We start from the raw sequence: 17,805 nt of genomic DNA on the forward strand, positions 1-17,805 counted from the left end.
TTAGTGGGCAAGGACACCCTCACTATCCGGCATTCGATTCCAATATCTCGTTCTGGTCCGGACGGCGGAACTCCACCTGTGCCAGAACCGTCAAAGGCTAAAATTGGGCCAAGTTATCTTTTGCGTTCAGGGGGTAGTCTCGCCCCTGCTCAGTAATATTCTCCTGACGCCGTTTGATGGGGAGATGAGACGCAAGGGGTATCAGCTGACGAGGTACGCCGATGATTGGGTCATTACTTGCCAGTCGGCGGCAGAAGCGCGAGCTGCGGTGGCGGCGGCGCTCCGAATCCTGAAAGAGTTGGGCGTGGAGCTTCATCCGCAGAAGACGCGGATTGTTCACGTTCAATACGGCTTCGAATTTCTCGGCTACAAGATCAAGCGGGGGAAGCAACTACGCCTCCCCGCCCGCAAGATCCGCAGCCAGAGTCAATCGGGGGCGCTGTATGCCATTCCCCGGGAGAAATCGATCCGGCGCTTCAAGGAGGAGGTGCGACGACGGACGAAGCGGCGTGTGCCCTTGCCGACCCCGGAGTTGATTGCCGAGCTCAATCCGCTGTTGCGGGGGTGGGGGGAGTATTACAAGCGTGCCCACGTCCGAAGGCTTTTCCACCAACTCGACGGATGGATCGTGCGGCGCCTCTGGTCGCACGCCTCCAAACGCTGGCGTACGAACGGCTGGAAATGGCTGCCGGAGACGACGCTCTACAACGAGTACGGATTGGTCAACTTGGTTCGATTAATTCCTTCGATTGCCTCTCCCCCACGGGGCGGCTTCGTGAAAGCTGCATACGGGAAAACCGTCCGTGCAGTTTGAGCGGCGGACGGAGGCCAGCGCCTCGGCGCGCCTCCTCCGACCCGACGTGTGCTGAGCAGCGCGTTGTTCAGGAGGGTTGAAGTCCCTCTGGCGCTCGGATGAGGAGCGTCATATCCAAAAGCGGGGGTAATGCCTCGCTGGCCGGAGAGTGGTCGGAGGTTCTTCGGAGGGCAGGGTGTCCACCGTGAGGTGGAATCCGAAGGGCATGAGCAGAAGTACCGGGCCGTAATCAATGGGGGCTACCCCGACGATGAACCGGTCGGCCAAAGGTGGGGACAGGTCGAGTCCGCCACAGGCGGACGAAGGCGTACTCATTCACCCCACCGCACCAAGGTGTTTGCGGACGGCACGGTACGGAAGAACAGTATCAAAATGGGGTCAAGTCCAAATTTTCAATTTTGATACTTGTGGCGGAGAAACATTGAAAATTTAAGATATCGGGTCGGACCGAGCAAAGCTGCAATAGGACCAGAAAACAATTCCCCAAACCGGGTATTTTCGAGGCTTAAACGGCTCTTTTCGCCCTCGAAACTATCCCCGTTAGGCGCTTCGTCCTCCAACAACCGGCAACTGGTTTCAGCGGGCAGCACGCAGTAATCTCATGGGTCCAGAACCTTTTGTTCGAAAACTGTGAATGACGGGCAGCGCTGTCGGAGGACATTCAAATCTATTTCGCGAGCAATTCTGCAGCAGGTTGCAGTATTGTAGTTCAGGCCGGCTTTACCGAGGATTCTCTGCAACCTCTCTTTCGGCTTTCGTTCGTCTTCGATGTGGCCACCGAGCGGTGGAATAGGGTTCCCGTTTTCCATCTTGGAGATCCGATTCAGTGCAGCATTGTCAGCAAGAAGCCATGTTTCCATCTCCTCACGGACCGCATGGACCGCAACGCCGAGCGGAAAGGCGAATTTCCCGAGACCAATTCTTGTACCCAAGTCATTCTCAATCGCCTTCGGGTCTTTTCCATCGGCGTCTCGTATCACTAGAGCTTTATCCAAGGGGCCACCAGTGCGAGACGCATGCTCAAAAGAATGGAGCCATCCTCTGACCTTTTTCGCCTTATTCAGATTCCTGACCCCTGCGGTCGGACGTGCCAGGATCTTGATTTCAGAACTGAAGATTTTTGCAATGAGTTCTCTGTAGACCGCCTCATCGATATCTCCCTCAACCACAATGCCACAGCTCTCAATTTTCACGGGAGAGGGCTCCGGAGTAAACGATGTCACCCAGACCGACCTCCTCTCTTTCCAGCAGTTCTCTTAATTGAGGTTTGTCTCCGGGTCGGGTGCAGATTGATGCTCCGCGCTGCCTCTCAAACACAATCACATCCTCCAATTTGAATTTGTCGACCACCAGGGGCGAATGAGTGGTAATGATTGTTTGTACCGCCTTTTCCCCAAATTCGATTTGCCTTTGCTCCAAGAGGCCGATCAATTCCCCGATCAATGCGGGGTGAAGATAATTTTCTGGTTCTTCAATGCAGAAAAGGGTGCCACTAATTTCATCCGGGATAAAGATCAGCGACAAGAGTGCCAAAAAGCAGAGTTCTCCATCAGACATCTGCCAAATGGGCACATCAGACTTAAGGAATCTTTCTGAGGATGCCGTGAACACGACTGATCGTGGAGTCACGAACGCCAAAATCCTCTCTAACTCGGGGAGGGCGTCCTTTGCTGCCTTGTTCATCCGCGCGAAGATCTCCGGATAGCGCGTTTGAAGGAGCATCAGCCATGCTGAGAGATTTCCTCCTTGCATGTCCAAAGATGTAGGGGCCGAGGCCGGGTTAATTTGTCTCATAATTTGGGGAACCAGCGAGTAGAATCTGAAAGAGGCGAACAACTTACGCAGACGATTTCCTTCCCAGTCCGGCAGTTCAAATTCGAGCGCAGAACGGTGTGCGTCTGAAACAGAGGTTACACTCTCCCCGGATTTGCTTTGTAGTATCCTGGCCCCAGTGGCAGGATCCTTCTTTACCAGTGCGCAATCCGCAATGTGAAGGCTTTCGTCGTTCACGATAAATGAATCTCGTGATCGGTCTCCGATGACATGAAGTTCGTAACGCCAGTTTTCATTCCTTCCCAACTCGTTGAATTCACGGAAGTCGCCTTGGAGGACTATCGACATGAGATTCGCATCTCCCCCACGCCAAGCCAACTCTGCAAACCCGTTGCTCATCGCCTTTGACAACCCAAAAAGACCCGGACCACCACTCACGATATCGGTGAAAAACCGAAAAACAGATATGAAGTTGGACTTTCCGGACATGTTCGGGCCTACAAGAAGATTGCGAAGCCCCAGGGAGATCGTCGTGTTCTCGAAACTCCTGAAGTTTTCCAAATGGACATTCGTAATCATTTTGTCCTCGACAATCGATGCACCTCAGGCTGGGATCGCCAAGCCTGACCAAAGATATTGGGGTTCACTTGGTTCCGTCTTTCTGAAGCAGCAGTATTAGAGCATGATTCAGTGCATTCAAGCAAACCGCGGGAAAGCGGGGGTCATCGGGACTTTGGGTGCGCTGAGCAGCGCGTTGTTCAGGAGGGTTGAAGTCCCTCGGGCGCTCGGATGAGGAGCGCCATATCCAAAAGCGGGGGTAATGCCTCGCTGGCCGGAGCGGGGTCGGAGGTTCTCCGGAGGGCAGGGTGTCCACCGTGAGGTGGAATCCGAAGGGCATGAGGAGAAGTACCGGGCCGTAATCAATGGGCGCGACTCCGACGATGAACCGGTCGGCCAAAGGTGGGGTTAGGTCGAGCCTGCCTGGCATTGTCGGGACAGGCAGCGACATTCGACATTTGTTTGGTCCACAGATTTCGCGGATGACACAGAATTAAGATCAGTTCAAAGTTCAAGGTTCAACCCGCCACGGCGGCCAGGAGTCCACAATTCAAAGTCAAAGAGCCAAAAACCCAGACTTGTCGTGTTATGAATCTCCTGCATAAAAACCAATTCGACGGCGTTTGGGTGAGGGAGGTGCCATGAGCTGGCGGATGGCATCGAATACCACTTTAAATTGGGCGTCGCATTTCTTTTCCAAGGCCTCCAGCTTGCGGGCCAAGTCAGCATTGGAGGCCAACATCTGGCGTAACCTGACAAAAGCACGCATGATTTCAACATTCACCCGAACGGCCCGCTGGCTTCGCAGGACACTCGAAAGCATCGCCACTCCTTGTTCCGTGAAAGCAAAAGGCGCCGCGCGCCGCAAACCACCCCAACTTGAAATCACAATTTGTGATTTCAAGGCGGCAAATTCTTTGACGGTCAGTAGGAACATGAAGTCGGCGGGGAACCGATCACGGTTGCGCTTCATGGCTTGCACCAGGGCCCGGGCTTCGACATGATATAGCTTCGCCAAATCATTGCTGAGCATCACTCTTTGCCCACGAATGAAGTAGATGGATCGTTCTAATTGACCCAACGGAATCAAGGATCGATTGGCAGTCATGACTACCTCCCTGGAAGAAAATCCTGCCGGCCGACACACGCTTGAATATGGCGTCGTCAGCGCTGTGTTTTCTTAAATGGGGGCGTTTGCGGGGGGATAAGCTTGTCGCTCGAATCCAACGCTTTCAGGAGAAGTATACGCCTTTCAATGCCTCAGCAGATATTCATTTTCAAGGAAAGCGAGGGTCAGCCCGCTGACGTTCGACAATTCATGACACACTGCAGGGGAGCGGAGGCCGCAGGGCACCGACATTCGACTTTGGGTTCATCCACAGATTTCGCGCATGGCGCAGAACAAAAAGCATTTTCGGGTCAGGCACCGTCGACATTGTGGGATTTACCGCAGAGTCGCGGAGGGTCAGGGGATAGGTATTGGGGGATAGGGAACAGGAAAAACCAGCTCAAAGTCCAAGCCCCAGTGACCCTTGAGAATTTTGAGAATTTTGATCTGGCCCTTCTCGTTCTTCCCTGCTAAATTCATTGCCTTCCTTTTTGGGAATTTCCAGTCGATGATCATCCTTCACGCAGGGTTCGGGGACCGCAGGCTGCATCTTTGGGGGGAGTCTCCCCCCGGAGAAGGCGTGGTATCGGTGAGGCGTCGCCGCCGTCCCTCCCCTCAGGAAGAAGCGGCCTCGTTCATTTACGCCACCGAGAGGGAAGACCTGCTCGAAGTGGTGAAGGGAATCCCCGATTTTCCCAGGACCAGTCTGCGAGATTTCAGCCGGAGTGTGATTTGGCTTCCCACAGTTGATGGAAATCCGTTTCCCTCCAACTCAACCATCGGCGAAGAAGCGGGGTCTTCGTCCGAGGTGGCGCTGGCGCCGTGGTCTGTTCCGGCGCTCTCGCTCGATGCGGAGCGCGCCTTGTTGCTGCTGTGTGCATGCGCGGACAAGGACGTCCTCAAGCCGGGTGTGATTGTCGGTCATGATGTGTCGTTCTGGGGGATGGCGATGCGACTGGCGGGCGCGCTGGTGGCGAGGCAGCAGTTTTTGCCCACGGTGATTCGGGAGAACGGAAGCCATCATGCGCGCTGGAAAGCGATCGTCGCCGGCGCCGACGTCGAACGGATGCATCGGCTCGCCGGGGCGATGCCGGCGGTGGCGCAAGCCCTCCACGGCGATCCCCATCAACCGCCCGTCGCTCGCAGTGCTGAGAGGTTATCCGATTTCGTGAACCTTCTGGTCGATCACCTCGTGCGGTTTTCGGGATATGCCAAGGCCCCGTCGAGTTGGTCCGAGGGCATGCGCCGTGGAAAACCGCTGAATCTGGAAAGCCTTCATGACCATTGGCTTTTCGCGCTTCGTTCCTTTGACGACCGGTTGGACGGGAAGGAGGACGCTCTCAGCCAGTTTGCGGCTCAGGTCAACGAATGGCAGCGGCCGGTTTCGGTGCTGACCACCTCGCCCTTCCGGCTCTGCTTCCGACTGGAGGAACCGCCGGAGAATGGAGTGGCGTCGCCCGCCGCGCAAGGGGATGCGGCGAGGTGGCAGGTTCACTACCTGCTGCAAGCAGCTCACGACCCCAGCCTGCACATCCCCGTAAAGGAGGCCTGGAAGCCCGGCAAGAACGCTGCAGGGACGCTTCTCGGAAAGGGTGGCTTCAAGGCCAGGGAGTACCTCTTGCTTTCCCTCGGCCAGGCAGCGGCCCTGTGCCCGCGGATCGAAAAGAGTCTCCGGTCGGTCCGGCCGGAAGGCTACGAGCTGGATTCCAGCGGGGCGTATGAGTTTCTCACCGAAAAGGCGCTGGCGCTCGAACAGAGCGGGTTTGGTGTGATGGTGCCGGCGTGGTGGACCGGCAAGGGAACGAAGCTGCGGCTGGCCACGCGCGCCCACGTGAAAAGCCCGGTGATGCAGACAAGTGGAATGCTCTCACTGGATCAACTGGTGGATTTCCACTGGGAGGTCTCCCTGGGTGGCGAATCCATGTCCTACGAGGAACTGCAGGCGCTCGTACGGCTCAAGGCGCCGCTGGTAAAGATCCGTGGGCAATGGGCGCAACTGACCTCGGAGGAGATTCAGGCGGCGATTGATGTGTGGAAGAAGAAATCCGCGGGCACAATGACCGCGCGCGAGGTGGTCAAGCTGGCCCTGGGCGCCGCGAACCTGCCCCTGGCCTTCGACGGCGTGAGGGCGAGCGGCTGGGTCGGCCAATTGATGGCCCAACTGGAAGGACGGGCCCAGTTCGAGCTGCTGGAGGCCCCCGAGCGTTTCGTGGGCACGTTGCGCCCGTACCAGCTCCGAGGTTATTCGTGGCTGTCCTTTTTGAAACAGTGGGGCCTGGGCGCCTGCCTGGCCGACGACATGGGCTTGGGAAAAACCATTCAAACGCTGGCGCTGCTCGATCGCGAGTTTCTATCCAACCACCAGCGCCCCGTGTTGCTCATCTGTCCCACCTCGGTGGTCGGCAACTGGCACAAGGAAAGCGCCCGCTTCACGCCCCACCTTCGCATCATGGTGCATCACGGCATCAGCCGCGCGAAAGGCAGTTCGTTTGCCGGGGAGGTGAAGAAGCATCACCTGGTGATCTCCAGCTACGCGCTGCTGCAACGGGATTTCGAGATTCTGAAGGACATTTCCTGGTCGGGTGTGGTGCTGGACGAGGCGCAAAATATCAAAAACCCGGAGACCAAACAGGCCCGCGCCTCGCGAAATCTCAGGGCGGACTACCGCATCGCCTTGACGGGGACGCCGGTGGAAAACAATGTGGGGGATTTGTGGTCGATCATGGAGTTCCTCAATCCGGGACTGCTGGGGACGCAGACCGAATTCAAGAAGCGCTTTTTCATTCCCATTCAAGCCTCGCGCGACCCCGCCGCATTGACCGGGCTGAAGCGCTTGACCGGGCCGTTCGTCCTGCGCCGCCTGAAGACCGACCAAACCATCATCAGCGACTTGCCCAAGAAGATGGAGATGAAAGTGTTCTGCACGCTGACGAAGGAGCAAGCTTCGCTGTACGCCGCCGTGGTGAAAGAGGCCGCCGAGGCGCTGGATTCCAGCGAGGGCATCCAGCGCAAGGGCATGGTGCTCGCCACCCTCTCCAAGCTGAAGCAGGTGTGCAATCATCCGGCCCAATTCATGGGCGATCATTCCTCCATCCCGGGGCGCTCCGGAAAACTGGCGCGGTTGACGGAGATGACGCAGGAGGTGCTGGAGGCCGGCGATCGCGCCCTGATCTTTTCCCAGTTTTCTCAGATGGGAGAAATTCTGAAGCGTCATTTGGAGGAGACCTTCGGGCAAGAGACGCTCTTCCTGCACGGCGGCGTCCCCAAAAACCGACGCGACCGCATGGTCGAGCGCTTCCAGCAACCGGGGGACGGTCCGCGACTCTTTATCCTTTCGCTCAAGGCCGGGGGAACCGGGCTCAACCTGACGGGCGCCAACCACGTCTTTCACTTTGACCGATGGTGGAACCCTGCCGTCGAGAATCAGGCCACCGACCGCGCCTTCCGCATCGGCCAGAGGAAGAGAGTTCAGGTGCACAAGTTTCTCTGTGTCGGCACCCTGGAGGAGAAGATTGACGAAATGATCGAGCGCAAGAAGGAGATTGCAGAAGGAGCCGTGGGCGCCGGCGAGGGTTGGCTGACGAAACTCTCGACGGCGGAACTGAAGGAGATCTTTGCGCTGCGCAAGGAAGCCGTGGAGGACTGACATGGGCCGATGGGATGATCACGACTTCTATTTTCCTCGCTCCGTGGCGCGTCAGGCGAAAGGCGGCATCCGCTCTCAGTCCAAGCGAGGGAATTTTGGCGAAAGCTGGTGGGCCAAACGATGGATTGCGGTGCTGGAGAGTTTTCAAATCGGCGCCCGGCTGCAACGGGGGCGCTCCTATGCCCGGCGAGGCCAGGTGCTGTCGATCGCAGTTGAAAAGAGTCGGGTCACGGCGAAGGTGCAAGGATCCCGGCCCGATCCTTATGAGATCACGCTCGAAATCAAACCGCTGGGACCCCTCCACTGGAAGAAGATCGTTCAGGCGCTTTCCCGTCAGGCCTTGTACTCCTCCAAACTTCTGGCCGGCGAGATGCCGCGGGAGATTGAACAGCTATTCGAAAAGGCGGGCTTGTCGCTTTTCCCCCGGAAGAGCAGCGACCTCAAGACCGAATGTTCCTGCCCGGACTGGTCGAATCCGTGCAAACATATTGCGGCGGTCTATTACCTGCTGGGCGAGGAATTTGATCGCGACCCCTTCCTGATCTTCCGGATGCGCGGCATGGAGCGCGAAGATATTCTCAAGCATCTCTCGCACAACCCTGCTCCCTCACGGACGGAGGGCCGGCCCAAGGCGAATTTCACCACCGAAGCCGGGAAGGGAGCCGCGCCCCCGCCGGAACCCTTGCCCGCAGAAACATCACACTTTTGGGGAGCCAAGAGAAGCGATGAAGATCTTTGCGGCAAGGTGGAGCTTCCACCGGTCCAAGCCGCTCATGTGAAGCGTTTGGGAAAATTTCCCTTTTGGAGGGGCGCCGTTTCGCTGTCAGATGCTGTGAGCGATCAATATGCAAGAGCCTCGAAACGCGGCCTACAGGTCTTCCTGGGGACGCCACCATTCCAGGATCCAAGTGAGTGAACTCTCGCGACCGCTGAGGAGAATTTTCGGGTCTAAATTTTCAATGGTTCTCCTGCAGAGGTGTCAAAATTGACAATACACCGCAGGGGCGCGGAGGGCGCAGGACACCGACATTCGACATTTGTTTCATCCACAGATTTCGCGGATGACGCAGAATGAAAATGCCTGGGGGAAAATATTTCCAGACGCATCACAACTCGTCTCCGTCCTGGGGTTTCACATTCGGGACTTTGGCCATGGCGCGCTGAAATTTCCTGCGTCTCCCCCGCTTGGCACGCTTCCAGGTACTCGACCGTCATCAGGGCCGACAGCTTTTCCGCCACCGCGGTGGTGATGAGGTGATTGATGGAGACGTCTTCTTTCTTGGCCAGTTCCCGCACCCCCTTATGGAGGGAATTCGGGAGTCGCAAACTGATGGTGCTCATGGTAAACCTCCGACCAGCCGGAAAAACACTTTCGGCGTGATCACACGCACGCCGAACTGCTCCGAGCCTGAAAAATCCTTCACGTGATGAGTGACGATGTAATCGCACCCCGCTTCCACGGCCAATTCCAGGAGATAATTGCCCCGGGTCAGATCTATTTATTTTTCAATTGAAAACGGGAATGAATTTGTATTCGAATAATCAGATTGTGATCCCCCCAACATTCAGCGTCTTTCAATCACCCCCGGACTGGAGTCACCAGGGCTCGACCGCTGCGTATCCAGGGGGAGGGGGCCCGTTTCGGCGGGCATCAAATGATATTCACCGCAGAGGTACAGGGGCGCGGAGGTTTTAGGTGACAGGTTTTGGGTGATAGGGAAAAGCAGTCCAAAGTCGGAAATTCGGCACTCACTGGAATTTCCTTCGTGAATCGCCACAGAGACTGGGGTCGAGATCTGGCGCTGTCTCTGGCTTACGAGTCTTGCGGACTGACGCTCCAACAACTCGGTGCTTTGGTCGGCGGACTGGATTATGTGTCCATCTCGGGAGCGGTCCGTCGCTTTCGACTACGCATGGAGTGCGATCCGACGCTGGCGCAGGCCTTCCAACAACTTAGCGGCCAATTGAAAAATAAATAGACCTGGCCCCAGGTTTTATTAGTGCAGCGCTCAGCGAGCCTTCTGCTCGATGCCCAGGTAGCACAGAAATGAGCGCAGGAGCTCGCGCTTAAGCGACTGGTCGTCTTTTGGAATCACGGCCTGCCAGTTCTTCATATCGTGATCCACCAGAATCAGCTCGATCAGAGTGCTGACCAGCATCATAAGGGCAAAAGACACCGCCATTGGCGGGTCGGGATGCTTGACCTCCTTCCGATGTGCCAAGAACAACTCGACCACGTACTGGTAGGTGCGCATCTCCAGCCGGGTGACTTTCCTGTAAAACGACGTGTGATCGCGGCCCTGCGCGAATTGGCGGAGGGCACGCAACAGTCCGGCGTTGGCGCGGTAGCTGACCAGCATGTTGTTGATGAGCTGCTCGGCAAACACCGCCAGCGGAATCTGGCGCGCCATGGCGGGCGTGAGCATCATGCGCAGCCTCTCGTCCTGACGCTCCAAGATGCCGATGATCACCGTTTCGAGCAGCGCGTCCTTGTCAGGAAAACGGCGATAGATGGCCCCGGGCGTCAATCCCGCGTGCCGGGCGATGCGCGGAATGGTGGCGCCCTCCAGTCCGTGCTGTCCCAGGACTTCCGCCGCGGCCTTCAACAATTTCCGCATCGATTCCCGGCTGCGGGCTTGTTGGGGAGCGAGTGTCTTATCGGCCATGGCTTTCCTTTATATCAGCTCGGCAAGAAAATACAAGATAATCCTTGACACGCATGTAAATGTAAATATACATTTACATTACGCGAACGCCAACGCACGCGGGTCCATGTTTTTTCGGGGGTTTGCACCTCCGGTCAACGCACTGAGGAGAGTCTTATGGCTGCTGCAACCATTTCCACTGCAAGCGTACCCATCACAACCGTCGAGCATCCGCTGCGCAACCCGAATTATCGCCTCTGGCTGATCGGCGGCACGATTTCGCTGCTGGGCGACCAGTTCTATATGGTGGCCTTGCCATGGCTTGTCTTGCAGCAGACCGGCTCCGCCGTGGCCATGGGCGCCATCATGATGGCCGGCGCTATTCCGCGCGCTCTGCTCATGCTTATGGGCGGCGCCGTCAGTGATCGTATGTCCGCGCGCAAGATCATGATTGCCACGGCGATGGCACGCACTCTCTGTGTCACGGTGATCGGTGTTCTGGTCTGGCTGCGCGTCCTGCGGACCTGGGAGCTATACGCTCTGGCGGTTGCTTTTGGCGTGGCCGATGCATTTGCCGTTCCTGCACAAACGGCCTACATGCCCTCGCTGTTGAAGCGCGAACAACTGGTCGCGGCATCGTCGGTCAGCCAAAGCACGGCACAGATGACCACTATTGTTGGTCCAGTTCCAGCCGGGTTTGTGATCAAGACGCTGGGTGTGGCGTGGGCCTTTTTCGTGGATGCCATCAGTTTCTTGTTTATCATTGGCGCCCTGTGGAAGCTGCCGGATCCACCTAAGTCTCAGACGGCCCGGAAAGCGATGTTGCACTCGATCGTGGAGGGAATCGCCTACGTGGGAAGAGATCTGCCGCTGCGCTCACTGATGCTGCTGGTCACGATCCTGAACTTCTGCATTGCGGGGCCGGTTTCGATTGGTCTGGCATACTTGACCAAGACGAGATTCGGTTCGCCGGCCGTGTACGGCATTGTGATCTCGGCGGTTGCCGCGGGAAGCTTGCTAGGTGCGCTACTGGCCGGTGTCTGGAAGATTCGCCAGCGCGGCGTGATGATTCTTCTGGTGTCGTTGGTGTTGGGTGTCTGCCTGGGATCCATCGGCCTGCTCGGGAAAGTGTGGAGCATCGCCGGCGTGCTGCTGATCATGGGCGCAGCGGCGGGAATGGTCAACATCCACATCGGCGCCTGGATCATGCAGCGGATCGATGTCGCGGTGCGGGGGCGAGTTGCGAGCGTGCTCATGCTTGCCTCCTTCGGAATAACCCCCATCTCCCTCGCGGTTGCAGGATTCTTGGTTGCGTGGAGCTTGAAGCTCATGTTTCTGCTCGCTGGAGGACTCATGGTGTTGGCTGCCGCTGGAGCTTCGTTCCAGAAGCCAGTGCGGGAGATTGAGTAAGCATCCGGAGCTTACCTTTGTGCAAAATTGGAAGTCCCGTTGGGGCGTGGCGCCGATTTCGGACGAATGACGGGCAAACCGGCCGTTATGACAATGGTTTCATCCACAGATTTCGCGGATGACGCAGAGAATAATGGGGTCGGACCAAGCCCAGTGATCTTAACAAAGAAGATAACTTCCAAGACAGGGTGTTTTTGACGCTTAAACTGCCCTTTTCGAAATCAATAATCACCGCCGAGGCGCAGAGGGCGCAGAGATTTTAGGTCATAGGTGATGGGTATTAGGGAAAGCCAGTCCAAGCCGCCCCGGCGGCCAGGAGTTCAAAGTCGAACAACGGAAATCCAAGACAGTCGGATCAGGCGCCGACGTTCGGCATTTGTTTCATCCACAGATTTCTCGGATGACGAGAAGAGAGAAATCAGGCACGCCGCTGCTTCGGGTAAACTCGCGTTGTCGAGAGCCGTCTATGGTTGCTTCGTCAAACGCGCCATGAAACCGTTTGGTGGACCGTTGAGGGCTCCGTCGGCGTCGACGGTAAAGAGCGTTTTATCGCCTTCACAGGTCAGCGTGACCTTCTTCCCCTCCTCTGAATAGGTGCAGGGGGTAGTTACCGGTCCGGTCGAGACATACGCTTTGCCGTCCGTCTTGAACTCAATCTTGACGACGCCACCGTTGTCTCGATAGGTATTGCCCTGCACTTTTCCACCACAGCCGGCGGCGGCGAGCAACAGGGTCGCGAGGACAGCGACCGCGAGAATGTTCGAAGGATTTGGTTTCATCTGTCATCTCCGTGTGATTCGATGCTGTTGTTGGTGTCCGGATTATTCCCGAACCCTGGCCGTTGTCGCCCCACTTGAGACTGCTCCGGAGATGCCGCCCATTCAACAGAACCCGCTCCCGATCGGGGTTTGGTTCGCCCGGGGCTCTTGGTCCGCATCTTCAAGTTTCGTTCTTGCAGTCGAACCAGTAGCAGTTGTGAGGAGGCACTCCGAGTGTCAGGGTTCTGAACCATTCGCGGAAGCCGCTGTGTATGCGACCCGCGCGCCGGCTTTCGAACTGTGCTTTCACTTCGCAATGCGCGACGGGCGAGATAAAACCGTCACGCCGCTTTGGAATTTTACGAGCGCCCCCCTTTCGAAATCAATAATCACCGCGGAGGCGCCGAGCGCGCGGAGAGTTTAGGGGATAGGGAAAAGCAGTTCAAAGTTCAAGGTCAAAAGTCCAAAGTAGAATAGCGGAAATCCAAGCCATCTGGATCAGGCACTGACATTCGACATTTGTTCCATCCACGGATTTCGGACGCCCGCACTGGAGTGTCCTGAGGCTTGGGCACAGTGAATAGAGTGGTACAATAGCGCCGGATTAGCGCATACCACCGCGTCAAATAAACTAAACGTCCTCCGAACGCTTCGGAATGCCTACCTTGGTGGAACTTGAGCTAGTCTCCGACGGACATGATATTGGGCTGGAAAAAGGGGACAGACACCTCCTTCCGAGGAATCTTCAAATTTCTCTAAGAACAGGTGTCTGTTCCCATAAGATATTTGTGGAACTTGAGCCAGTTTCCGACGGAGAGGATATTGGGCTAAGGCGCATCGGGGCGGAAAGGAATTGTCGTGAGCGGCAGCTTAGCGAATTCGTTGGCAGTCAGTTTTCTCCTCGCGATTCCCAGCAAGGTGATTTGGTCGTATTTTGTCGGTGGAGTGGTTCTTGCCATCGGGCTGGTCGCAATTTTCCTTCGCGGCGATTGGCAAAAGGCGCGAGGATTCGACAAGCTGATTCTGTTCGGGCCGCTTTTTTACGCCGCGCCACTCGCGGCCTTCGGCACCGAGCATTTCACGCTGACCCAGGCCGTTGCGTCGCTCATCCCGGCGTGGATTCCGTGGCATCAGTTTTGGGCGTTCTTCGTGGGCGGTTGCTTTATTGCAGCCGCGCTCAGTGTGGTGACGAAGATTCAGGCGCGGCTCGCGGCGAGTTTGCTCGCCTTGACTTTTTTCCTTTTTGTTGTGCTGATGGACGCCCCGGGATGGGCACGACATTCGGGGAATCGGTTTGCTCTGGCACTCACCCTGCGGGAATTATCCTTCAGCGGCGGCGCTCTGGCGCTGGCCGCCTGCCTCACTGCGCAGTGGCGCGAGCACGGCAAGCACATCGCGGCGACGGTGGCGCGATACTTCATTGCCATTCCGGTGCTGTTTTACAGCTTCGAGCAATTCTTGCACGGCAATTACGTTCCCGGCATTCCGCTGGAAAAGGTAACTCCCGATTGGGTCTACGGACACGCTTTTTGGACCTACCTGGCGGCCGCGGTCTACGCGGTCGCGGGTCCAGTGTTGCTTGTTGGCAAGAAAACCCGCGCCGCAGCGACCTGGCTGGGTATGACCGTGCTCTTCGTGGTGTTGGTCGTCTACGTGCCGATCGGAGTCGTGGAACGCACCAGCTTCATCGGCATTAATTACCTGGGGGATACGCTGATGTATTGCGGCACCCTTCTTCTGCTCGCGGGCGCCATGCCGCGCGAAGTGAAAGTCGGGGTCGGACCAAGCTGAGTTCTTTTTACAGAGAAGATAACTTCCGAAACAGGGTGCTTTTGAGGCTTAAACGGCCCCTCTCGAGATCAAAAATCACCGCCGAGGCGCCGGGGCGCGGCGCGACGACTCGTTCAGGCTCACGGCCGCGCGGATCAGCGCCCTGAACGCGTCCTCGTCGATCGCTTCGCCCTCGTGGAAGTCGATTGCGCGCCTGGCGTTGCCCTCGAGGCTCGAGTTGAAAAGGCCTGAAGGGTCCTTCAGTGAGGCGCCCTTGAAGAAGGTCAGCTTCACGACGGTCTTGTACGTCTCGCCAGTGCAGATCAGTCCGTCGTGTGACCACACCGGGACCCCTCTCCACTTCCACTCCTCGACCACTGCGGGGTCGGCTTGCTTGATCAGGGCGCGGAGCCGGGATAGCATCTCGCCGCGCCAGTCGTTCAACTCCTCGATTCTCGCATCGATGAGCTGAGCGGGAGATTCATCTTTCTTCGAGCCGATCTTCTTCTTCATGTCGTTTTTTCTCCTGCGCATCCTTTTGGTCGCTCTTTATTTTATGCTTAACCGGCCCTTTTCGAGATCAATAATCACCGCGGAAGCGCCGGGGGCGCGGAGGGGTTAGGAAATAGGTATTAGGTGATAGGGGATAGGTAATGGGGGAAGGCAGTTCAAGGTTCAAGGTCCGAAGTCCAAAGCAGAATAGCGCCAATCCTAGCCATCTGGGTCAGGCAGCGACATTCGAGAATGGTTTCATCGACAGATTTCGCGGATGACGCAGAATGAAAATCAGTTCAAAGTTTAACCTGCCACAGCGCCCAGGAGATCAAAGTTCAAAGTCGTGTGTCCGTCTCTGGAGCGGTCCGTCGCTTTCGACAACGCATGGAGAGCGACCCGTATAAGTGTTGGGGGATAGGTAATGGGGAAAGGCAGTTCAAAGTTCAAGGCTCAAAGTTCAAATGCTTTTGACAATCGAAAAGGGACCCACCTTGATCGCCAGGAAGGTACCCACCCCTCGGGGGGGTTAGTAAAAAGTGGAAAAAAAATATTGCATACCGGGCCTCCCCTTGGTATATAGTCGATTATCGATATACTGATTATCGATTGCCTATGCCCAAACGAAAACTCGATCCAATGCCCTCGGCGGCATTCCAAATCCTGCTCTCCTTGACGGGTGGCGACCTGCATGGTTACGGCATTATGCGGCAAGTCGCCGACCAGACCGATGGGCGCATGCGACTGGGCCCGGGGACACTTTACAGCTCGATCCGGACCCTCGTCGAAGAGAAACTCATCGAAGAGGTGGACCCGCGCGAGGACACACGTGCGGGCTCGGCGCGACGCCGGTACTACCGGCTCACCCTGGCGGGACGCAAACAGGCGCGCGTTGAGGCGGAGCGACTGGCCGGATTGCTGCGCGTGGCCCGGGCCAAGAAGATCTTCAGGGGGGACTATGTCTGAGTGGATCTATGCCTGGCTCTTGCGCCTTTATCCCTCCCATTTTCGCGAGGCCTATGGGGAGGAAGCCCTGCAACTGTTCTGCGACCGCGCCCGCGATGAGAAAGGATTTTTGCCAAGCCTGCGGCTGTGGCTCGACCTGCTCGCCGATTTGGCTGTTTCCCTCCCCGGCGAGTACCACCGTGTGTCACCGTCGCTCCACAGCGCTTCCGCCCAGCAGCGTTCGGACGGCACGCCTTCATTCCAAGTTCTGGAAGCGAGAGCGCCCCGCCTCGGAGCGCTGCTTTTAGGAGGCATGCTGTCGCTGATTTCCCTCGCGGCAACGACGGATTTGATCAGCCATACCGGGAGCTATCGGCCTCGAAGTTTCTCGGTGGCGCAAGCGCAACGATCCTCCTATGCGCGTTCTTCCGCGTTGGGTCGTCAGGCACGGCAACCCGCCGGGGATTCGGAAGAGGAGGCCTTGACGTCCCGACATCAAAGAGAGGGCGCAGACAGCTCAGTACCCGGCGATGGCAATCCTGAAAGTTTCGAGCCGGGGGTGCTCTTGTTGCCTGGCGGCTCCGGAATGCCTCAGGCACAAACCGCTCAATCGAGACCACAGGGCGCGACCGGCGCGATAGGGGAGGGCGAGAAACTGGATGCGGCGGGGCGGCATCGCGTCATTGAAAGGGTGATCGCGAATCTGAAGGAGCACTACATTTATCCAGACGTTGCGCAGAAGATGGCAGAGGCGCTGCTGGCGCACGAGCCGAGCGGCGAGAACGACGCCGTGACGGATGGCTTGGCCTTTGCGAGTCTGCTGACCCGGCGTTTGAGAGAGGTGAGCCATGATCTGCACCTGGAGGTGATCTATAGTCAGACCCGTTTGCCTGATCACTCGACCGGGCCATCGGGGGAAAGCCTGGCGCGTTACCGGAAGGCCCTGGAGGAGACCCACTGCACGTTCGAGAAGGTCGAAATCTTGTCGCACAATATCGGCTATCTGAAGCTTAATTCGTTTCCTGATCCATCCGTATGCGAGTCAACGGCGAAGGCTGCCATGGCATCTTTAAATGACGCGGGGGCGATCATCTTTGATTTGCGGGACAACCGGGGCGGGCATCCGGGAATGGTCATGCTGATTTCCGCCTACCTCTTCAATCATCCGGAGTACATGTATAACCCGAGAGAGAATACGACGGAGCAGTCGTGGACGCGGTCGCCGGTTCCGGGAAACAGACTGGCCGACAAGCCGGTCTACGTGTTGACCTCGGCCCGGACGTTTTCCGCTGCCGAGCACTTCACCTACAACCTGAAGATGCTGAAACGCGCCACGCTGGTGGGTGAGACGACGGGGGGCGCGACCGATGTGGGGATTTTTCATCGGATTGACGATCACTTCGGAATGGGGATTCGTGAGACCGGAGGGATCAATCCCTACGCCACGCCCGACTGGGCAGGAACGGGCGTCGAGCCCGACGTGAAGGTCAATGCCGCGGAGGCGTTGGAGACAGCAGAAAAGCTGGCGGCGAGCAAACTGGAAAAGAAGTAGCTGGAATGAATCTCGGGGAATAAATATTCACCGCGGAAGCGCAGGGACGCGGAGGGGTTAGGAAATAGGTATTAGGTGATAGGGAATAGGTAATGGGGAAAGGCAGTTCAAAGTTCAAGGTCCGAAGTCCAAAGCAGAATAGCGCAAATCCTAGCCATCTGGGTCAGGCAGCGACATTCGAGAATGGTTTCATCAACAGATTTCGCGGATGACGCAGAATGAAAATCAGTTCAAAGTTTAACCTGCCACAGCGCCCAGGAGATCAAAGTTCAAAGTCGTGTGTCCGTCTCTGGAGCGGTCCGTCGCTTTCGACAACGCATGGAGAGCGACCCGT

The 17,805-nt window shown here is 57.1% G+C and carries 15 protein-coding genes and 1 pseudogene; 8 read left to right on the plus strand and 8 right to left on the minus strand.

Translation table 11 applies throughout. From position 1 onward, the window contains the following. Positions 1–31 precede the first annotated feature (31 nt). Positions 32–814, plus strand: a complete 783-nt coding sequence (locus tag LAO21_22620) for a hypothetical protein (GenBank protein ID MBZ5555511.1) — start codon at positions 32–34, stop codon at positions 812–814. Positions 815–922: 108 nt separating this feature from the next. On the opposite strand, the gene LAO21_22625 is transcribed toward LAO21_22620, so the two are convergent. The 4 genes from LAO21_22625 to LAO21_22640 form a co-directional block, all read right to left on the minus strand. Beyond that, the gene (locus LAO21_22625) at positions 923–1,129 is read right to left on the minus strand and encodes a hypothetical protein (GenBank protein ID MBZ5555512.1); all 207 of its coding nucleotides are present in this window, start codon (positions 1,127–1,129) and stop codon (positions 923–925) included. A 284-nt stretch (positions 1,130–1,413) separates the two neighbouring features. Then, on the minus strand, positions 1,414–2,007 hold the full coding sequence (locus LAO21_22630; protein ID MBZ5555513.1) for a DUF4276 family protein: 594 nt from the start codon (positions 2,005–2,007) through the stop codon (positions 1,414–1,416). Continuing rightward, the gene (locus LAO21_22635) at positions 1,997–3,166 is read right to left on the minus strand and encodes an AAA family ATPase (GenBank protein MBZ5555514.1); all 1,170 of its coding nucleotides are present in this window, start codon (positions 3,164–3,166) and stop codon (positions 1,997–1,999) included. The genes LAO21_22630 and LAO21_22635 overlap by 11 nt, the downstream gene beginning before the upstream one ends. Before the next feature lie 565 nt (positions 3,167–3,731). Beyond that, positions 3,732–4,253 carry an ORF6N domain-containing protein gene (locus tag LAO21_22640; GenBank protein MBZ5555515.1) on the minus strand — a complete coding sequence of 174 codons (522 nt, stop codon included), beginning with the start codon at positions 4,251–4,253 and terminating at the stop codon, positions 3,732–3,734. A 508-nt stretch (positions 4,254–4,761) separates the two neighbouring features. Here LAO21_22640 and LAO21_22645 point away from each other — a divergent pair. After that, positions 4,762–7,899: a DEAD/DEAH box helicase gene (locus LAO21_22645; protein ID MBZ5555516.1), complete on the plus strand. Its 3,138-nt coding sequence runs from the start codon at positions 4,762–4,764 to the stop codon at positions 7,897–7,899. Between the two features lies 1 nt (position 7,900). Then, positions 7,901–8,815, plus strand: coding sequence for an SWIM zinc finger family protein (locus LAO21_22650; protein ID MBZ5555517.1), 915 nt, complete (start codon positions 7,901–7,903; stop codon positions 8,813–8,815). Positions 8,816–9,005: 190 nt separating this feature from the next. On the opposite strand, the pseudogene LAO21_22655 reads toward LAO21_22650, so the two are convergent. Continuing rightward, positions 9,006–9,240 (minus strand): annotated as a pseudogene (locus LAO21_22655) (BrnA antitoxin family protein). A 425-nt stretch (positions 9,241–9,665) separates the two neighbouring features. On the opposite strand from LAO21_22655, the gene LAO21_22660 reads away from it, so the two are divergent. Continuing rightward, positions 9,666–9,878, plus strand: coding sequence for a hypothetical protein (locus LAO21_22660; GenBank protein MBZ5555518.1), 213 nt, complete (start codon positions 9,666–9,668; stop codon positions 9,876–9,878). A 30-nt stretch (positions 9,879–9,908) separates the two neighbouring features. Here LAO21_22660 and LAO21_22665 read toward each other — a convergent pair whose 3' ends face one another. Next, positions 9,909–10,565 (minus strand): TetR/AcrR family transcriptional regulator, encoded by a 657-nt coding sequence (locus LAO21_22665; GenBank protein MBZ5555519.1) that lies wholly within the window; start codon positions 10,563–10,565, stop codon positions 9,909–9,911. A 156-nt stretch (positions 10,566–10,721) separates the two neighbouring features. On the opposite strand from LAO21_22665, the gene LAO21_22670 reads away from it, so the two are divergent. Further along, complete coding sequence (locus tag LAO21_22670; protein MBZ5555520.1) at positions 10,722–11,954, plus strand: MFS transporter; 1,233 nt, start codon at positions 10,722–10,724, stop codon at positions 11,952–11,954. 464 nt (positions 11,955–12,418) lie between these two features. On the opposite strand, the gene LAO21_22675 is transcribed toward LAO21_22670, so the two are convergent. After that, positions 12,419–12,733 (minus strand): hypothetical protein, encoded by a 315-nt coding sequence (locus LAO21_22675; GenBank protein ID MBZ5555521.1) that lies wholly within the window; start codon positions 12,731–12,733, stop codon positions 12,419–12,421. An 837-nt stretch (positions 12,734–13,570) separates the two neighbouring features. On the opposite strand from LAO21_22675, the gene LAO21_22680 reads away from it, so the two are divergent. Beyond that, positions 13,571–14,503, plus strand: a complete 933-nt coding sequence (locus LAO21_22680; GenBank protein MBZ5555522.1) for a hypothetical protein — start codon at positions 13,571–13,573, stop codon at positions 14,501–14,503. 75 nt (positions 14,504–14,578) lie between these two features. On the opposite strand, the gene LAO21_22685 is transcribed toward LAO21_22680, so the two are convergent. Next, positions 14,579–14,995, minus strand: coding sequence for a DUF1801 domain-containing protein (locus LAO21_22685; protein ID MBZ5555523.1), 417 nt, complete (start codon positions 14,993–14,995; stop codon positions 14,579–14,581). Positions 14,996–15,589: 594 nt separating this feature from the next. On the opposite strand from LAO21_22685, the gene LAO21_22690 reads away from it, so the two are divergent. Next, a complete protein-coding gene (locus LAO21_22690; GenBank protein MBZ5555524.1) occupies positions 15,590–15,940 on the plus strand; it encodes a PadR family transcriptional regulator in 351 nt (116 codons plus the stop codon). After that, the gene (locus tag LAO21_22695) at positions 15,933–17,471 is read left to right on the plus strand and encodes a S41 family peptidase (GenBank protein MBZ5555525.1); all 1,539 of its coding nucleotides are present in this window, start codon (positions 15,933–15,935) and stop codon (positions 17,469–17,471) included. The genes LAO21_22690 and LAO21_22695 overlap by 8 nt, the downstream gene beginning before the upstream one ends. The last annotated feature ends 334 nt before the right edge of the window (positions 17,472–17,805 follow it).

The sequence above is a fragment of the Terriglobia bacterium genome (assembly GCA_020073085.1).
GTDB lineage: Bacteria > Acidobacteriota > Terriglobia > JAIQFV01 > JAIQFV01 > JAIQFV01.

Coding starts and splice junctions, on each gene's coding strand:
- LAO21_22625 (MBZ5555512.1), bottom strand. CDS start 1,129: ATGAGTACGCCTTCGTCCGCCTGTGGCGGACTCGACCTGTCCCCACCT.
- LAO21_22635 (MBZ5555514.1), bottom strand. CDS start 3,166: ATGATTACGAATGTCCATTTGGAAAACTTCAGGAGTTTCGAGAACACG.
- LAO21_22640 (MBZ5555515.1), bottom strand. CDS start 4,253: ATGACTGCCAATCGATCCTTGATTCCGTTGGGTCAATTAGAACGATCC.
- LAO21_22645 (MBZ5555516.1), top strand. CDS start 4,762: ATGATCATCCTTCACGCAGGGTTCGGGGACCGCAGGCTGCATCTTTGG.
- LAO21_22650 (MBZ5555517.1), top strand. CDS start 7,901: ATGGGCCGATGGGATGATCACGACTTCTATTTTCCTCGCTCCGTGGCG.
- LAO21_22665 (MBZ5555519.1), bottom strand. CDS start 10,565: ATGGCCGATAAGACACTCGCTCCCCAACAAGCCCGCAGCCGGGAATCG.
- LAO21_22670 (MBZ5555520.1), top strand. CDS start 10,722: ATGGCTGCTGCAACCATTTCCACTGCAAGCGTACCCATCACAACCGTC.
- LAO21_22675 (MBZ5555521.1), bottom strand. CDS start 12,733: ATGAAACCAAATCCTTCGAACATTCTCGCGGTCGCTGTCCTCGCGACC.
- LAO21_22685 (MBZ5555523.1), bottom strand. CDS start 14,995: ATGAAGAAGAAGATCGGCTCGAAGAAAGATGAATCTCCCGCTCAGCTC.
- LAO21_22690 (MBZ5555524.1), top strand. CDS start 15,590: ATGCCCAAACGAAAACTCGATCCAATGCCCTCGGCGGCATTCCAAATC.
- LAO21_22695 (MBZ5555525.1), top strand. CDS start 15,933: ATGTCTGAGTGGATCTATGCCTGGCTCTTGCGCCTTTATCCCTCCCAT.